At 59.0% G+C, this 17,310-nt stretch carries 18 protein-coding genes; 8 read left to right on the top strand and 10 right to left on the bottom strand.

Translation table 11 applies throughout. The annotated features are described in order from the left end of the window. Window positions 1-11: 11 nt before the first annotated feature. Window positions 12-698, top strand: coding sequence for a hypothetical protein (locus tag ACR0AM_RS04485; RefSeq protein WP_480554060.1), 687 nt, complete (start codon window positions 12-14; stop codon window positions 696-698). On the opposite strand, the gene ACR0AM_RS04480 is transcribed toward ACR0AM_RS04485, so the two are convergent. After that, a complete protein-coding gene (locus ACR0AM_RS04480; protein ID WP_480622232.1) occupies window positions 695-1,108 on the bottom strand; it encodes a c-type cytochrome in 414 nt (137 codons plus the stop codon). The two genes, ACR0AM_RS04485 and ACR0AM_RS04480, sit on opposite strands and share 4 nt — an antisense overlap. A 97-nt stretch (window positions 1,109-1,205) precedes the next feature. Between ACR0AM_RS04480 and ACR0AM_RS04475 the strand changes: the two genes are divergently transcribed. Further along, on the top strand, window positions 1,206-1,643 hold the full coding sequence (locus ACR0AM_RS04475) for a DMT family transporter (RefSeq protein WP_267366019.1): 438 nt from the start codon (window positions 1,206-1,208) through the stop codon (window positions 1,641-1,643). Here ACR0AM_RS04475 and ACR0AM_RS04470 read toward each other — a convergent pair. Then, window positions 1,627-2,313 carry an ABC transporter ATP-binding protein gene (locus ACR0AM_RS04470; RefSeq protein WP_480622231.1) on the bottom strand — a complete coding sequence of 229 codons (687 nt, stop codon included), beginning with the start codon at window positions 2,311-2,313 and terminating at the stop codon, window positions 1,627-1,629. The two genes, ACR0AM_RS04475 and ACR0AM_RS04470, sit on opposite strands and share 17 nt — an antisense overlap. Continuing rightward, window positions 2,306-3,601 (bottom strand): lipoprotein-releasing ABC transporter permease subunit, encoded by a 1,296-nt coding sequence (locus ACR0AM_RS04465; protein ID WP_480622230.1) that lies wholly within the window; start codon window positions 3,599-3,601, stop codon window positions 2,306-2,308. The genes ACR0AM_RS04470 and ACR0AM_RS04465 overlap by 8 nt, the downstream gene beginning before the upstream one ends. Before the next feature lie 355 nt (window positions 3,602-3,956). On the opposite strand from ACR0AM_RS04465, the gene ACR0AM_RS04460 reads away from it, so the two are divergent. Continuing rightward, complete coding sequence (locus tag ACR0AM_RS04460; RefSeq protein ID WP_480622229.1) at window positions 3,957-4,316, top strand: hypothetical protein; 360 nt, start codon at window positions 3,957-3,959, stop codon at window positions 4,314-4,316. 128 nt (window positions 4,317-4,444) lie between these two features. On the opposite strand, the gene proS is transcribed toward ACR0AM_RS04460, so the two are convergent. Next, entirely contained in the window at window positions 4,445-5,785 is a 1,341-nt protein-coding gene (proS, locus tag ACR0AM_RS04455; RefSeq protein WP_480622228.1) for a proline--tRNA ligase, read from the bottom strand. A 167-nt stretch (window positions 5,786-5,952) separates the two neighbouring features. Between proS and ACR0AM_RS04450 the strand changes: the two genes are divergently transcribed. The 5 genes from ACR0AM_RS04450 (at window position 5,953) to ACR0AM_RS04430 (ending at window position 11,738) form a co-directional block, all read left to right on the top strand. Continuing rightward, window positions 5,953-7,317, top strand: a complete 1,365-nt coding sequence (locus ACR0AM_RS04450) for an FAD-dependent oxidoreductase (RefSeq protein ID WP_480622227.1) — start codon at window positions 5,953-5,955, stop codon at window positions 7,315-7,317. Continuing rightward, window positions 7,317-8,291, top strand: a complete 975-nt coding sequence (locus tag ACR0AM_RS04445) for an isopenicillin N synthase family dioxygenase (RefSeq protein WP_480622226.1) — start codon at window positions 7,317-7,319, stop codon at window positions 8,289-8,291. Before ACR0AM_RS04450 ends, ACR0AM_RS04445 begins: the two co-directional genes overlap by 1 nt. Before the next feature lie 89 nt (window positions 8,292-8,380). Continuing rightward, entirely contained in the window at window positions 8,381-9,454 is a 1,074-nt protein-coding gene (locus ACR0AM_RS04440; RefSeq protein ID WP_480475855.1) for an AI-2E family transporter, read from the top strand. After that, complete coding sequence (locus ACR0AM_RS04435; protein ID WP_480475853.1) at window positions 9,455-10,144, top strand: HdaA/DnaA family protein; 690 nt, start codon at window positions 9,455-9,457, stop codon at window positions 10,142-10,144. It begins immediately after the preceding gene. Window positions 10,145-10,193: 49 nt separating this feature from the next. Continuing rightward, window positions 10,194-11,738, top strand: coding sequence for a Ppx/GppA family phosphatase (locus ACR0AM_RS04430; RefSeq protein WP_480622225.1), 1,545 nt, complete (start codon window positions 10,194-10,196; stop codon window positions 11,736-11,738). Between the two features lie 12 nt (window positions 11,739-11,750). Here ACR0AM_RS04430 and ACR0AM_RS04425 read toward each other — a convergent pair whose 3' ends face one another. The 6 genes from ACR0AM_RS04425 to scpA all read right to left on the bottom strand — a co-directional run bounded on the left by ACR0AM_RS04425 (window position 11,751) and on the right by scpA (window position 17,213). Further along, the gene (locus ACR0AM_RS04425; protein ID WP_480622224.1) at window positions 11,751-12,125 is read right to left on the bottom strand and encodes a hypothetical protein; all 375 of its coding nucleotides are present in this window, start codon (window positions 12,123-12,125) and stop codon (window positions 11,751-11,753) included. Window positions 12,126-12,162: 37 nt separating this feature from the next. Beyond that, entirely contained in the window at window positions 12,163-13,164 is a 1,002-nt protein-coding gene (locus ACR0AM_RS04420; protein ID WP_480622322.1) for an endonuclease/exonuclease/phosphatase family protein, read from the bottom strand. Window positions 13,165-13,168: 4 nt separating this feature from the next. Continuing rightward, window positions 13,169-13,849 carry a TerB family tellurite resistance protein gene (locus ACR0AM_RS04415; RefSeq protein WP_480622223.1) on the bottom strand — a complete coding sequence of 227 codons (681 nt, stop codon included), beginning with the start codon at window positions 13,847-13,849 and terminating at the stop codon, window positions 13,169-13,171. A gap of 45 nt (window positions 13,850-13,894) precedes the next feature. Next, the gene (locus ACR0AM_RS04410; RefSeq protein ID WP_480516224.1) at window positions 13,895-14,383 is read right to left on the bottom strand and encodes an N-acetyltransferase family protein; all 489 of its coding nucleotides are present in this window, start codon (window positions 14,381-14,383) and stop codon (window positions 13,895-13,897) included. Beyond that, the gene (locus ACR0AM_RS04405; RefSeq protein ID WP_480622222.1) at window positions 14,380-14,982 is read right to left on the bottom strand and encodes a VOC family protein; all 603 of its coding nucleotides are present in this window, start codon (window positions 14,980-14,982) and stop codon (window positions 14,380-14,382) included. Before ACR0AM_RS04405 ends, ACR0AM_RS04410 begins: the two co-directional genes overlap by 4 nt. A 104-nt stretch (window positions 14,983-15,086) precedes the next feature. After that, complete coding sequence (gene scpA / locus ACR0AM_RS04400; RefSeq protein ID WP_480622221.1) at window positions 15,087-17,213, bottom strand: methylmalonyl-CoA mutase; 2,127 nt, start codon at window positions 17,211-17,213, stop codon at window positions 15,087-15,089. Window positions 17,214-17,310: the final 97 nt, after the last annotated feature.

Raw genomic sequence — 17,310 nt, 5'->3', positions numbered from 1 at the left:
AGATTCAACTTATGGTTCTGCGTGTATTCATTGCTTCACTTTTGTTGCTGGCCGCCTGCGGTCGTGAGTTGACTGAGCAGGAGCGCGATTTTGCGGAAACCATTCAAGGGGAAACCCTGGAACTGGATCACATCCGTCTGGTCGAAGGTGCCCCGGTTACCAACGTGACGTATTTCCGCGAAGAACGCCCGCGACTGGCCTGCCGCGAGCGCATTCTGCCCCCGGTGGACCCCGGGCCGGTGACGGGCAAACCTGCCGCCGTGGCCCTGTTCAACAAAGTCTACTTTGCCCGCGACTGGTATCTGGAGGACTATATGTCGGAATTTCCGGATCAGATGAACCTGCTGGCCGCGATGCTTTTGGCCCATGAGCTGACGCATGTCTGGCAATGGCAGAATCGCCGGACCACGGGTTACCACCCCCTGCGCGCTGCGGCGGAACATGGAGGCCGGAGGGATCCGTATCTGTTCGACCTCGAAACCTCTCCGGATTTTCTGACCTACGGGTTCGAACAGCAGGGCGCGATCGTCGAGGAATACGTGTGCTGTCGCGCATTGGCCCCCCAGGCCAAGCGTACCAAAAGACTGCACGACATGCTGGGCACCCATTTTGATCTGTCGCCCCTGCCGGAACAAGGGCGCGAGCGCCCGGTCCTGATCCCATGGAGCGAAGCCAGGATCGAAGGGATTTGCAGTTAGTTCCGTGCGCGCTGCACGGTTTCCAGATATGCCACCAGATCAACGATCGGCTGGCTGGTCAGGATCGGCTGACCTTCCGGTGTTTTCATGGATGTGTCCTGCCCGTCGAAATAAGGGCCATAGACCGGCATCGGGCTGCCATGGCTGACCAGCGGGTCCCTACCGTCGATGCGGGCGACAACGCGGGCGGTCGGGAACACCCCGCTTTCGCCGGACAATGCGGTCAGATCGGACGGCTGAACAACCAGCACGCTGGCCATCGGCCCCTGCCCGGTTGCATCAATCCCGTGACAGGTCGCGCAGTAATGCAAATAGAGTTCCTCTCCGGTCGCGGCATCCTGCGCCCAAGCAGCTTGTGCGGTAGCAGCCGAAACCCCGAGAACCAGCATACCGATCGTTGCCTTGAACATCGTATCCTCCTGTCACGATTGACATTTGCAGGGTTGCCCGACAGGCATATGAGCGCAATGATCCAGATCAACGAAACAGGTGCAGAGGGTTCGGGCAATGACACAATACGCAGCCATCATGCTGGCCGCCGGATTTGGAATTCCGATACTGGCCGCTCTTAACGCGGCCCTTGGCAAGGTCATCGGATCACCGACAACGGCAGCTGTGGTGCTGTTTGCAATTGCCCTGGCCGCCTCGGTGCTGACCATGCTGTTGTTTCCCGGTTTTGCAGCCTTGTCCAAGGTTGCGCAGGCCCCGAAACACCTGTTGTTCGCTGGCATCCTGATTGCATTCTATGTGTTGTCGATCACCCATGTCGCCCCACATTTCGGCGTTGGAAACGCCGTGTTCTTTGTTCTGTTGGGGCAATTGATCAGTGCGGCGGCAATCGATCACTTCGGCCTGTTCGGCGCGCAGGTGGCACCCCTCACCCTGATGCGGGCGGGTGGTATCGCCGTCATGGCCATCGGTGTTGCGATCACTCAACTGGCCTGAGCACGCCGCCCTCAAGCCGGACCATGCGGTCCATGCGCGCCGCCAGTTCGAGATTGTGGGTCGCGATCAACGCCGACAAACCGTCGTCCCGCACCAGTGTCATCAGGGCATCGAACACCTGATCCGAAGTATCAGGGTCCAGATTGCCTGTCGGCTCGTCCGCCAGCAAAACACGCGGCGCGTTGGCAAGCGCCCGGCAAAAGGCCACGCGTTGTTGTTCACCGCCCGACAGCGCCGCAGGGCGGTGGCTGGCGCGCGGGGCGACGCCCACACGGTCCAGCAAGTCCAATGCCCGTGCCTGAGCAGCTTTTTCGGACGCGCCATTGGCCAGTTGCGGCAATGTGACGTTTTCCAGCGCCGTAAACTCGGGCAGCAGGTGATGGAACTGATATACGAACCCGATATCCTGCCGACGCAACGCCGTTCTGGTTCGGTCGCCCTTGCCGTTCACATTCTGCCCCCCGATTTCGACGGTTCCGTCGTCAGGCCGATCCAGCAGACCGGCAATGTGCAGAAGCGTCGATTTGCCTGCCCCTGACGGCGCAACCATGGCCACAGCTTCACCTGCGCGCAGTTCGAGGTCGACCCCACGCAGAACCTGCACCTCGCCCGGTGTACCTTTGAGGTAGGTCTTGGTCAGACCGTTCAGACGCAAGGTGACTTCATTCATAGCGCAGCGCCTCGACCGGGTTTAGCCGCGCCGCGCGGCGGGCTGGGAAATAGGTGACGATGAAAGACAGGCCAAGCGACAGGCCCGTCGCCTTGAGCACATCGCTCAGATGCAGTTCGGCCGGCAGAGCGTAGATGCCGCGGATCGACGGATCCCACACGCCACCGCCCATCACGTAGTTCACGAATGAGAAGATCGGATCAATGTAGATTGCAAAGAGGCATCCCAGGATGACCCCCATTGCAGTGCCGATCAGGCCGGTGAACGCACCGCAGATGAAAAAGACACGCAGAACCGATCCTTCGCTCAGGCCGATCGTGCGCAAGATACCGATATCGCGCCCCTTGTTCTTGACCAGCATGATCAGGCCCGAAACGATGTTCATCGCAGCAATCAGAACGAGGATCGACAGGATGATGAACATCACGTTATCCTCAACCTCGAGCGCGCGCAGGAAGCCGCCGGATGCGTCCTGCCATGTCCAGATTTGACTGCGCTCGCCCGACGCCTCAAGAATGGGAATCAGGATCGGGCCGAGGTCTTCGGGCTTGTCCACCATCACTTCGATCTCATCCGCCACACCTTCACGGTTGAAAAAGCCCTGCGCCTGCGAAAACGGCATGTAGACGCGGGTGCGGTCAATGTCATAGCGACCGGCCGAAAACACATAGACAACGCGATAGGCATTCACGCGCGGCGACGTGCCAAAGGCGGTTTTGACCCCGTTGGGCGAGGTCAGTTTGACCACATCCCCGACAGTGACCCCAATACTGCGGGCCACACCCGATCCAATGGCGATTACATCCTCACCTGTCTGGAAGTCCGACAGGTCCCCCGCCGCCTGGTCCGCCTGCGCGATACCCGGCAGGTCGAACAGATCGTCTGGTCGGATGCCAAACACCTCGACCCCGCTGCTGCTGTCGCGGTTGGTGATCAGCACCTGCCCCTTCACCAGCGGTGCGGCACGTTCAACACCGGGCACCAGCGCAATGCGGTCAGTGCGTTCGTTGTAGTCGGCAATTGTCCGATCCACCCGGCCCTGCGCGTCAAATTCACCCGAGGAATAGACTGTCACATGCGCATTGGCGCCCAGAATGGTGCCGACGAATTCAGACCGAAAACCCGAACGGACGGCCAGCGTTGCAATCAGCGCGAACACGGCAAGCGTGATCCCGATCAGTGAGATCCATGTCATCACGCTGACGCCGCCTTCGGCCCTGCGCGCGCGCAGATATCGCCAGGCGATTTTCCATTCAAAAGGGGCAAAGGGCGGGGGTGTCTTGGCCATGCCTGCTCCGGGTTTTCTTGTTTGCGGCGACCCTTTCGGCATTTCGCCCAATGGTCAAGCCGGTTGTCACCCTGAACCGGTTCCTCAGCCTGAATGAGCCGAATCGTTTCGGGACATGACCAAAATACATGTGCAAAACAGGTGTCTTTCAATTCGGGCGCTACACCATGAGTTGTGAAGCGCATCACAGACAGAAGGTGATTGTTTCAGGTATGACGTTAATCATCGCGCATCGTGAGCCACTGAATCGTAAAGGCAACAATAAGTGCGAAATTTTATTACTCTTTTTGATTATTTTCAGAAACTTTGCCACCCTGACCATGGGGGAACACATTTAAAGAGCGGGGGTCGCTCAATGAATTTACAAATTTCAACCAATGGTGCGGGTGCAATTTCGACCCGTCAGGCTTCAACAGAATTAGATTGTGAAACCGCAGCCTTGCTGCGCGCGGCCATTCGGCCAATCTTTGTCACCGCGGCAAGCTGGGGCAATTTGGCAGACATCCTGAAAGACAAAGGATATCGTCTGGTTTTCCGGCAAGGCCGTTTGTGTATCACGGATCGGGCAACTGATGCGCGGATTTGCGGATTGCGCTTTCTGGATATCGAGTTTCGCGAACTGATCAGCCGCCTTGGCCGTCCGATTGTTGTGGCGACAGGTGACGGAGCCAACGGAAACGTCCTGGCCGAGCGCCCGACGTCGGATCAAAACTGAGAACCGACCGACTGACGCGGTCGGTATTCAGGTAGCTTGGGAAGGGCCGCCAGGTCTGAGCCTCCGGCACCCCATCCAGATCACAGGGTGAGTTTCAACACCACCTCGCAGCAGCAACTGATGGTCGCTTATGCGATCCGCTGGTAAATCTCAGCAACTTTGGTAACGGCCGCCTCGGGGCTCAGTTCCTCGTTTTCGCCAGTGCGGCGACAGGTCAGTTCAACCACACCATTCTTCAGACCACGCGGGCCAACCGTGATGCGCCAGGGCAAACCGATCAGGTCCATCGTGGCGAATTTGCCGCCAGCACGTTCATTGCGGTCGTCATAGAGCGGTTCCAGACCCAAAGCCGTCAGCGCCGTGTAGATCTTGTCACAAGCTGCATCGGCTTCGTCATCGCCCTGCTTGAGGTTGACGATACCGCAATGGAACGGGGTCACGCCCTCGGGCCAGATGATGCCTTTATCGTCATGGCTGGCCTCAATGATGGCTCCTACAAGGCGGCTGACACCGATACCATGGCTGCCCATGTGAACCGGAACCGGTTTGCCATCCGGGCCTTGGACAGTTGCGCCCAAGGGATCGGAGTATTTGGTGCCAAAGTAGAAGATTTGGCCCACCTCAATGCCGCGAGCCACGCGGCGGCGTTCTTCGGGGATCTGGTTGAACAGAGCTTCATCGTGGGTTTCATCAGTGCGGGCGTATTTCGAAGTGAACTCTTCCAGAATGGCTTGACACTGTTCGCGGTTGTCATAATCGATTTCACGATCGCCAAAGGTCAGGTCGGTGACGGCGCTGTCATAGAAAACCTCGGATTCACCGGTATCGGCCAGAACCAGAAACTCATGCGTGTCATCGCCACCGATGGGGCCTGAATCGGCGCGCATCGGAATCGCCTGAAGTCCCATCCGTTCATAAGTGCGCAGATAGCTGACCAGATGGCGGTTATAGGCGTGCAGCGCATCTTCCTTGGTCAGGTCGAAGTTGTATCCGTCCTTCATATAGAACTCGCGCCCCCGCATCACGCCAAAACGCGGGCGGATTTCATCGCGGAACTTCCACTGGATCTGGTAGAGCGTCAGCGGCAGGTCTTTGTAGCTGTTCACGTGGCCGCGGAAGATATCTGTCACCAGTTCTTCGGCCGTAGGCGTGAACAGCATGTCGCGGTCATGACGGTCCTTCATCCGCAGCATCTCTTGACCGTAGTCATCATAGCGCCCGGATTCACGCCACAGATCCGCCGACTGGATTATAGGCATCTGAATCGCGATGTGACCGGCCCGCGCCTGTTCTTCGTGGACGATGTTTTCCAGCTTGCGCAGCACTTTGAAGCCCAGCGGCAACCAGGAATATATCCCGGCAGAGGCCTGCTTGATCATCCCTGCACGCAGCATCAGCCGGTGGCTGACGATCTGAGCCTCGGACGGGGTTTCCTTGAGAACGGGCAGAAAGTAACGGCTCAGGCGCATGGACGGACCTTCAAAGGTAAGAATTCGACTGGACAGGTGATTATGCCAAAGCCCTGCCGGGGGCAATCGCGCATTGGTGTTTTCCGACCTTGCGGCAGTCGGTTTTTTGATTGACCCGCCAATCGGGACTGCCATGGTAGCGGAAACGCAAATTCCATGAGGCGCCGATGCAGACCATTCAGGAACCCGCACGCCAAATCCCCGTCATTCATCAAACCGATGTTCTGGTCGTCGGTTCCGGCCCCGCCGGGTTGGCCGCAGCGCTTGCAGCGGCACGTGCGGGGGCCGAGGTATCTTTGGTTGATCGTTTCGGCTGCATGGGCGGCAATATCACTGCCGTCGGCGTCGAAGGATTTGCCTGGTACCGGCACGAGCAAACCGTCGAGGCAGGCGGCATCGGGATGGAGTTTGAAACCCGCGCCAAGGAGATGGGAGCCGCCGTTCCGGAAAGCCAGTCCCTGAGCTATGAGCTGGACAGCGAAGGCTTCAAACTGGTGGCCGACAAGCTGGTCGAAGAAGCGGGCGTGCATCCGATGTTGCATCGGCAATTCGTGTCCCCGATCCTGGAAGGCGACCGGATCACCGGTGTCATCACAGAATCCAAGGCCGGGCGCGAAGCGATTTTGGCCAAGGTCGTCATCGATGCCACCGGCGACGCGGATGTGGCCCATCGCGCGGGTGCGCCGACCCACAAAACTCCGCGCGAGGACATGATGGCGGCCTCGGTCATGTTTCACCTGGCGGGCGTCGACAAGCGGGCCTTTATGGAAGGTGTAAAAGCTGACCCGCAGACCTACAAGGATTGGGGCGGCGGCGGAGAGTGGAACATTGAGACCTCGGGTAAAGAGGACGACATGTTCTCACCCTTCGTGCACAAACCGTTCCAGCAAGCAATCGATCAGGGGCTGATCCCGCCGCATCTGAACACCATCGCCGGCACCTGGGGCGCGATGCATGACACGGGCGAGCTGACATACATGAACCTCATCCATCTGGCCGAGGTTGACGGCACCGATCCCGACAGCCTGACGCGCGGCGAGATTGAAGGTCGCCGCCAGACCATGCTGGCCATCGAGGCGCTGCGACGGTTCATGCCCGGTTGCGAAAACGCTCGTTTGCGGAATTTCGGTATGACCATCGGCATCCGCGACACCCGCAAGATCGACGCGGTCTACAACATGACCGAAAACGATGCCCGCCATCAGGGCCGGTTCGAGGATACGATCGGCATCTATCCCGAGTTCATCGACGGCTATGGCATCCTGATCCTGCCAACTACGGGACGGTACATGCAAATCCCCTATCGGTCGATGCTGCCCAAGGGCATCAAAGGCCTGCTGGTTGCAGGACGGTCGCATGGCGCGGATCGGGTGGCACATGCCGCAACCCGAAACATGGCTTGTTGCGCGGTCATGGGTCAGGGCGCGGGCATCGCCGCTGCGGTCTCACTGAAAAGCAATCAGGAGCTGGACCAGCTGAATCTGGCACCGGTTCGCGCTGAATTGCAACGCCAGGGGGTGAGGATTCACTGATGGACAGTATCCCAACGATTGATATCGCGCCTTTGACTGCCCCGGGAACCGCAGCCTATGACGCGACGGTCCGTGACATCCTTGCGGCCTGTCAGGGGATCGGCTTTTTGTCGATCACCGGGACAGGCGTATCCCGGCAGACCGTGGATCAGGTGCGCCAGATCACCCGAGAGATTTTTGCCGTCGATGACGCGCAAAAATGGGATCAGGCCATCACCCGCGCCAACTATCGCGGCTATATACCCATGGGGTTTTTCACACCCAATGATGGCTCGGGCAAGGCCGACAAGTACGAGGGGTACAAACTGCATCACGAGGTCGCAGCAGACGACCCGGTGCGTGAGGATTGCGCGTTATACGGGCCAAACCTCTGGCCCGACGGTGTACCCGGTGCGAAAGAGGTCATTCTGGGTTACTGGCGGCAACTGGATCGCGTCACCGATCTGTTGCTGGGCGCGTTAGAGGCGGGACTGGATCTGAAAGCCGACGCGCTGCGCAGTGCATTCCGGGCCCCGATGACCAACATGACCCTGCTGCATTACCCGCCACAGGCCGAGGATGAGGCAGGCTATGGCATCCATCCGCACAAGGATACTGACGCATTGACCATCATTGCCCCCGATCCGGTGGGCGGGCTTGAGGTGCAGACCCGCAGCGGCGGCTGGATCACGCCCGACTGCCCGCCCGGTGGTTTCGTGGTGAATATCGGTGACATGCTGGAGCTGTGGTCGGGCGGGCGGTTGAAATCCACGCCGCATCGGGTTGTGAACCGATCGGGGCGGGAACGGTATTCTTTTCCCTATTTCGCGGTGCCCCGTCACGACATCGTCGTCGCGCCTTTGCTGCCGCCCCTGCCCGGCTTTGACCGTCCGGCGGTTCATTGTGGTCACTGGTCGGCCGAGATTTGGCGCACGAACTGGCCCGATGAGACCGCCACCGAAGACACACCTGAATTGGGAACCTTGCGCGGCTGACCCCTGCAAACCCAAGCGCCATGAACCGCTTGCATCATGGGCTTTGATGCGCCAAGAACACCTGCAAGGGCCTGAACAAGGGGATCGCCATGGCTTTGCCGGTTAAGGATCAGCTGAGATACTGGAGCATCGCCGCTGCGGTTTTCGCGTTGATCCTGTGGGCGCTTGGGGATGTCTTGCTGCCTTTTGTCATCGGCGGGGCCATTGCCTATTTCCTGGATCCGGTCGCTGACCGGCTGGAGCGGTTGGGCCTGTCGCGTATGGCCGCCACGGCAGTCATCACGGTCGTCGGTGTTCTGGGGTTTGTACTGGCAATTCTGATGGTGGTCCCTGCGTTGATCACCCAGTTGCTGGATCTTGTCGATGTACTGCCCGATCTGTTCAAACAATTGCGCAGTTTCATAGAAAAACAGTTCCCGTCCTTGCTTGACCGGGACTCGAGCACGCACGCGATGCTGGTGTCCTTTGGCGAAACGCTGAAATCCAAGACCGGGGACGTTATGCAGACGCTGCTGACCTCGCTGGGCTCCGCGATCAACATCGTTGTTCTGTTGGTCATTGTCCCGGTCGTTGCCGTTTACTTGCTGTTGGACTGGGATCGCATGACCGCCCGCATCGGAGAGCTGCTGCCACGTGACCACGCCCCCATCATCAGGCGGCTGGCGGGTGAGATCGACGCGGTTCTGGCCTCGTTCGTGCGCGGCATGGGAACGGTCTGCCTAATCCTTGGCAGCTATTACGCGGTCGCACTGATGCTTGCTGGCCTGCAATTCGGTCTGATTGTGGGCTTTATCGCGGGCTTGGTCACGTTCATTCCCTATCTGGGCGCCCTTATCGGAGGCTCGCTGGCCATCGGGCTTGCGCTGTTTCAGTTCTGGGGCGACTGGGCTCATATCGGGCTTATCGCGGGTATCTTTGCCATTGGGCAGGTCACCGAGGGCAATTTCCTGACACCCAAGCTGGTCGGCAGCTCTGTCGGGCTGCATCCAGTCTGGTTGCTGCTGGCCCTGTCGGTCTTTGGCGCGCTGTTCGGCTTCGTCGGCATGCTGATCGCTGTCCCGGTCGCCGCGGCATTGGGCGTGTTGGCCCGCTTTGCCACATCGCTATACCTCGACAGCAGATTGTACACTGGTCTTGAAGGTCTGGATCAGGAAACCGAGTAAATGGCCCGACAACTCAGCTTTGATCTGCCCGCCAAAACTGCGCTCGGGCGAGAGGATTTCTTTGTGTCACCGGCCAATGCGCTGGCGGTGGCAATGATCTCGGCCACGTCATGGCCCGGCAACAAGCTGGTACTGAGCGGGCCCTCCGGCGCGGGCAAAACCCATCTGGCCCATGTCTGGGCCGCTGAAACCGGCGGGCGTATCCTTCAGGCCAGAGACCTGCGATATGACGATGTGCCAGACCTGGCGCGTATGCCGATCGCGGTCGAAGACGTGCCTTTGATAGCCGGTGATCTCGAGCAGCAAAAAACGCTGTTCCACCTGCATAACCTTGTTCTGGCCGAGGGGCTCCCCTTGCTGATGACCGGCCGTCTTGCACCAAAATTCTGGGAGTTGCCGCTGGCCGACCTGCAAAGCCGGGTCGAAGGTGCCCATCACGTCGCACTGGATCCGCCCGACGACGCATTGCTGGGCGCGGTTCTTGCCAAGCTGTTTGTCGACAGGCAGCTCAACCCCGGCCCCGATGTCATCGCCTATCTTGTCAAGCATATGGACCGGCGGTTTGAAAGCGCAGCCGACGTTGTATCCCAACTGGACCAACTGGCCCTGGCGGAAAAACGCGACATTACACGCGCGCTGGCCATTCGCGTACTGAACACGGCTCCGGATGAGGTCGAGACCAATGATTGACCCGCTGACGTCAATTTCGCATCCTCAAACAGGACAATCTGGAAGGCACATGGATCAGACCGTCGAAACCGATATCCCGGACTGGGGAACAATCGGAAAGCCCCTGTTTGACAAACCGGATGCACGGGCACTATCCCGCGTCGGGGTTGTCGATGTCGGGTCGAACTCGGTCCGGATGGTCATTTTCGACGGGGCGGCGCGATCACCGGCCTATTTCTACAATGAAAAGGTCATGTGCGAACTGGGGGCAGGCCTGTCCGAAACCGGACGACTGAACCCGCGTGGCCGCGACCGCGCCTTGTCGGCCCTACGACGGTTCCAGCACCTGGCAATGGATCTGGATTTGCCCGGTTTACATGTTGTGGCCACCGCTGCTGTGCGCGAAGCCTCGGATGGGCCCGAGTTCTGCGATCAGGTGCAGGCTGAAACCGGTTTGCAGGTGGCCATCATTGACGGTGACGAAGAAGCCCGCCTGTCGGCGCAGGGTGTCTTGTTGGGGTGGCCCGGAGCTTATGGACTGATCTGCGATATCGGCGGGTCGTCGATGGAATTGGCCGAAATAGGCGGTGGTCAGGTCGGCCGCCGCGTGACCTCGCCGCTTGGGCCGTTGAAACTGCGTGACATCAAAGGCGGGCGACGTGCGCGAAAAGCGCATATCAAGGAAACGATGGAGGATCTGCGCAATCAGATGGGCCAGCAGCGGGACCGTTTATTTCTGGTCGGCGGCAGCTGGCGGGCCTTTGCGCGGCTGGACATGCTGCGGCGGGGCTATCCGCTGAACGTGCTGCATGAATACCGCATGACCACCAAACAGGTGCGCGAGACGATCAAATACATCGAAAAACACGATAGCGAAAAGCTGCGTGCTCAGGCGGGCGTGTCCAGTTCGCGCATGGCGCTTATCCCATATGCGATGGATGTTCTGGCGCGGCTGATCCGCACGTTCAAACCCAAAGATATCGCCATCTCAAGCTATGGTATCCGCGAGGGCTTGTTGTATGAGCAGATGCCGCAGGAAGTGCGCGACCGCGACCCGCTGATCGAAGCCAGCCGGTTCTCGGAAGCAAAGGACGCCCGCCTGCCCGGATTTGGCAGCAATCTCTATGATTTTGTCATCCCGCTGTTCAGATCCGCACCGCCCAGCAGGGTGCGCCTGATCAAGGCGGCCTGCCTGCTGCACGATGTAAGCTGGCGCGCGCATCCCGACTATCGGGCCGAGGTGTGTTTCGACAACGTCACGCGCGCCAATCTGGGTGGTTTGAAGCACTCCGAGCGTGTCTTCATCGGATTGGCACTGCAACACCGCTATCGCAACAAACGGGAAGGCAACCGGTTCTCTCGGCTTTACGAATTGCTGGATGAAAAAAGCCAGAAACAGGCCGAGATTCTGGGCAAGGCCATGCGGTTTGGCGCGATGCTGTGGATGCACAACGATGCCAATATGGGGCAGCTCAAGTTTTTCCCAAAAAAGCGAGAGCTGGAACTGTATCTGCCCGAGGCCGCAGCCCCCCTGTTCAGCGAAGTGGCAGAAGCCCGGTTAAGCGCCTTGGCAGCAGCGCTGAAATCTCAGACTCGCGTGATTGTCAAAGGCTGACAATTGAGTGGGTCAGATATCTGTAGGTCCTTCGTGCACCTCGATATCCCGCTTTTCAGGCTCAGATGGCTCTTGGGTCGGTTTTTTGCGGATAATGATATCGCCATTGGGTAGAATCTCGGGCGGCTCATAAACGCTCCAGTCCCTGACCTCAGCCGCCAGTTCAGCAAGCGCCGGGCCCATCTGCTGCAAGAATGACTGCATCGCCGGGCCAAGCTCTTCCGCCAGACCCAGCAAGTTTTCCAATGCCGGTTCCATTTCCTTGCGCAGACCTTCGAAAAACAGTTCGGCCCCCTGTTCCATCAGGGATTTTTCATTGTCTTCCTGCGCCATTGCAGGCGCGGCAAGGAACACTGAGATCGTACTGATCAGCAAGATGCGTTTCATACCTGACATATAAGGCCCGTGTGGCAGGCTGGAAAGGTCACAGTTCAATATCAAGCGTGACCGGAAAATGATCGGAGGCCGTCAAAAGCGCCTGCCGCAATTCCGGTTCAGCCCAACAGGCGGCATCCTGAAACGGGTGCCAGATACGCCAGGACGGGCGATATGCTTGCAGGTCCGTGGTAATCATTATGTAATCCAGCAAAGCGTCCAGAAACTTACCTTCCTCAGGACGGGCAAAACGCGCAGTGGCAGGCACCGGCCCGGGCCGAAACCTGTAGGCTGTGACGGCGTTCGGATCGAACAATCCGGCTTGCAGCAATACCTCGACCGACGAGCGGCCAAAGAGGTGCTCAAACTCATCCAGCCCGGGGCCATCGTTCAGATCGCCCAGCAAAATGACGGGCTGATTTTGCGCAACATGCCATTCGACGCGCCGTGCAAGCCAGATCGCTTGCGCCAGCTGCTTGCGGCGATTGGCAATCGAGATCCGGATCGCCTCGTCCCGCGATTCGGCACCGTGCGGTGCCTTGGATTTCAGATGTGCCCCGATCAGGCGGATGTTGTGCCCGGCTTGCGTCGTCACCGCCAGTTCCATCGGCGGTTTGGAGAACCGCACGACGTCCTCGGTCGCATCAATATCGAGGTCGATTTTGAACACGCCATCGAACCGGGGGGCTGCCGTATCTGCAATATCTCCCTTGGGGTCATGGCGAACACTCAGCACCGTTCTGTCATAGAGCAATGCCAGTTCCTGATGCGTGTCGTTTGCATAGCCCATCACCGCATCAGACGTGCGCAAGTTGAACGCTTCGGCAAAGGCTTGCAGGGCCCGAACCGTGTTCTGGCGTCTGCCGGTGTTGGGCGCCTCGACGATCACAATCGCATCAGCGTCAATTGCGGTCAGAACCTTGGCAATCGCTTCGACCTGCTGCGCTTTGGTGACGTCGTGCCTGCCAGACCAGCTGTCATCGACGATCAGCCTGTCTTTCTGGTCAAACAGATTGGCGAACCATTCGATATTATAGGTCGCCAGCCGCATCTGATCAGGCCCGCGCACCGTTGATTTCATCCCAGGCACGATTGATGTCGATCATCTTTTTCTCGGCCAGCCGGATCGCCTCTTCGGGGACACCCCGGGCCATCATAGCGTCGGGGTGCGTTTCCCGAACCAGCTGCCGCCAGACCTTGCGAATATCGGGCAGCGGCATGTCATGCGGAACGCCCAGTACCGTATAAGGATCGTTTGGCGCATCGGGGACAAAACGCGCCCGCAGTGCTTTGAACTGCGCGTCGGTTTGTCCGAAGATCTGGCTGACATCTTCGAGAAATGCGTTTTCGTTCGGATGATAGAAACCGTCCGCCATCGCAATGTGAAAAAGCCCCTCCATCAAGTCACACAGGGTTGTGCTGTCTTCCGAGAACATGCGTGCGATTTTGCGCGCGTAGTCCTGATATCCCGCCACGTCCGTACGGGCCATGTTGAAGACTCGGGCTGCACCTTCCTCATCTTCGCGCGCGATCTGAAACACGTCGCGAAAGGCGGTGACCTCATCACGGGTCACCTGACCGTCTGCCTTGGCCATTTTGGCACCCAGTGCGATGACCGCAATCGTAAAGGCCACGGACCGCTCCGGTGGCGAGCGTAGTTCTTCAAAAACTGCGGTCAGGCTTTCGCCTTGTGCAAGCGCGCTCAGCGCATCGGATATGCGAGTCCAGATCGACATGACCGCACCCTAGCGTCACAATTCGGGACTGTCAGGTGCAACAGGTCATTCAGCACCAAGAATTTTCTGCATCAGCACAAGGTCCAGCCGCTGGCCGAACTTAAAGCCGACTTCGGGCATCACCCCGACTTTCGAATAGCCAAGTGCGGCATGAAACGCCTCAGCCCCCGGATTGGCCGAGGATATGCCCGCGACCAGAACATGAACGCCTTGGGATTGCGCGATTTCCTCCAGCTCTGACATCAACGCACGTCCCACCCCTTTGCCCCACGCATCCGGTGACAGCTGGATCGTATGTTCGCATGTTTGCGCATAACCGGGCCCGGTTCGGAAAGGGCCATATGTGGCAAAGCCGATAACGTGGCTGTCGTGCTCGGCAACCAGATAACCAGGCACGCGTGCCTTGATATCTTCGGCAATCTGGGCGGCGCTGCGCTCGTCCGTCGTGAAAGTGACCAAAGTGTCCCGGATGATCGCATTGGTGATCCGGGCAATGGCTGGTGCATCTGACGCTGTGGCCGGGCGAATGTTCATCCCAGCACCCGAAGCCCATGAGGTGTCTCGATCTCTGCCTGCAAAGCCGCGGGGCCGGTATCGAACACCACATGATCCAGTTCACCCAGTTGACGGGCCAGTGTCAGGGCGTCGGGGTGATAGACAACCAGGCGTCGCAACCGGCACGCGCTGTCCTGCAACATGTTTGCTGGGTGCAGGTCGCCTTTCCATTCGATAAGGGCGGGAAACAGATTGTCGAACGGCAAGCGCCCCGTTGGCGGAACCGCCATGCGCCATTGCAACGCGCCGCGGGTCAGGTCGATGGGCTCTCCGGTACCATCTGGGAAGATCGACAGCGTGGCCTCGATATCCTCGACCCGGCATATCCAGTTCGTCAAACGCGGGCCGCCCTGAAAATTGTCCAGATCGAACCATCGCGGCCTGCCCGGAGGTTGCGCCTGCGGATCGATGGCAATCGCTTCGAGATAGAGCCCATCCCTGAGACCCAGCAGCCTGTTATGTGTACCGAATTTTTCGTGTTTTCCACCGGGTTGCAGCGCAACGCCAAGCGCCTGTTCAATATGCGCAGACGCTTCTTCAAGCGTTTCGCCCGCAACGGCCAGATGATCGAGTAACATGCGCACCCTCCTGCGAAAAACGACCGGCCCCGAAGGGATCCGGTCGCATGTTTTCGCCATTGGCGCGGGATCACAAGAGCTTTCGTTGAAAGTCTTGCCTTGGGTCAGGGCCGTGCTTGGCGGATCAGGCGCAGAATGTCCTGAGCGGCCTCGGGAATGTTGGTGCCCGGACCAAAGATAGCCTTGACCCCATGGTCATACAGGAACTGGTAATCCTGCTGCGGGATCACCCCGCCACAGATCACGATGATATCGTCGGCCCCTGCTTTCTTCAGCTCTTCCACCAGCTGCGGTGCCAGTGTTTTATGCCCCGCCGCCTGCGAGGAAATGCCGACCACATGCACGTCATTGTCCACCGCGTCCTGCGCGGCCTCGGCAGGTGTCTGGAACAGCGGGCCAACGTCCACATCAAAACCGATATCAGCAAAGGCCGTGGCGATAACCTTGGCACCGCGATCATGCCCGTCCTGCCCCATCTTGACCACCAGCAGACGGGGGCGGCGACCCTCGGCCTCGGCAAAGTCCTCGATGGATTTCTGGATCGCGGCAAAGCCTTCGTCGCCCTCATAAGCAGCGCCATAGACACCGGCCAGGGTTTTCACCTCGGCGCGGTGGCGGCCGAATTCTTTCTCCATTGCCATGCTGATCTCTCCTACGGATGCACGGGCGCGGGCGGCTTCGACCGCAGCGGCCAGCAGGTTTCCGCCCTCTTGGGCGGTCTTGGTCAGGGCGTCCAGCGCGGCTTGGCACGCGGCTTCATCACGGGTCGCGCGAATGCGTTCCAGCCGCGCCACCTGCGCCTCGCGAACGGCGACGTTGTCGACATCCAGAATGTCGATCGGGTCTTCCTGTTCCTTGCGGTATTTGTTGACGCCGACGATCACTTCGTCGCCCCGGTCAATCATGGCCTGACGGCGGGCTGCGCTTTCCTCGATGCGCAGCTTGGGCATACCCGAGGCAACGGCCTTGGTCATGCCACCCATCTCCTCGACCTCTTGCATCAGGTCCCAAGCTTTTTCGACCAGTTCATTGGTCAGGCTTTCGACATAGTAAGAACCGGCCAGCGGATCGACCACATCAGTCACACCGGTTTCTTCCTGAAGCACAAGCTGCGTGTTTCGCGCGATGCGGGCCGAGAAATCGGTGGGCAGCGCAATTGCCTCGTCCAGAGCATTTGTGTGAAGCGACTGGGTGCCACCCAGAACTGCGCTCATCGCTTCATAGGCGGTACGGATGACGTTGTTGTAAGGGTCTTGTTCCTGAAGCGAAACGCCGGAAGTTTGGCAATGGGTGCGTAGCATCTTTGAACGTTCGGACTTTGCCCCAAACTCGGTCATGACGCGATGCCACAGCGTGCGTGCGGCGCGCAGTTTGGCGATCTCCATAAAGAAATTCATGCCGATGGCGAAGAAGAACGATAAACGGCCCGCGAACTTGTCCACGTCCATTCCGGCCTCAGTCGCGGCACGGACGTATTCGCGCCCATCGGCCAGCGTATAGGCCAGTTCCTGAACAAGGTTCGCCCCGGCCTCTTGCATGTGATAGCCCGAGATCGAGATCGAGTTGAACTTGGGCATCTCATTCGACGTGTATTCGATGATGTCCGAGATGATCTTCATCGACGGTTCAGGCGGGTAGATATAGGTGTTGCGCACCATGAATTCTTTCAGAATGTCGTTCTGAATGGTGCCGGAAAGGACAGACTTGTCGTGACCCTGTTCTTCACCCGCAACGATGAAACTTGCCAGGATCGGAACAACCGCGCCATTCATGGTCATCGAGACCGAGACCTTGTCCAGCGGGATGCCGTCAAACAGGATTTTCATATCCTCGACACTGTCGATCGCAACGCCTGCCTTACCGACATCGCCAACAACGCGCGGGTGATCACTGTCATAGCCGCGATGTGTCGCCAGATCGAAGGCAACCGAAACGCCTTGCTGGCCTGCTGCCAGGTTGCGTCGGTAAAACGCGTTCGATTCCTCGGCGGTCGAAAAGCCCGCATACTGGCGGATCGTCCATGGACGCCCGGCATACATCGTGGCCTTGACACCGCGGGTAAACGGGCCAAACCCCGGCAAAGACCCCATATGCGGCAGATCGGCGGTGTCTTCCTGGGTGTAAAGCGGTTTGACCGCGATACCTTCCAGCGTTTCCTTGGTCAGGTCGTCCAACGGACGTCCGCGCAGCTCTTTCTCGGCAAGCGCTTTCCAGTCCTTCGTGTCGGTCATTTCGATTTCCTCTCGTCAATACGGATGGCGGTCGCTGAAAGCGTCCGCGCCAAAGTCCTGCACTTGGCCTGTTCATTTAGGTGCAAGCGCGAAAATG

The sequence above is a fragment of the Ruegeria sp. AD9 genome (assembly GCF_056542305.1).
Note: the sequence above shows the minus strand (reverse complement) of the source record. Positions and strands in the feature narration are given on the sequence as shown.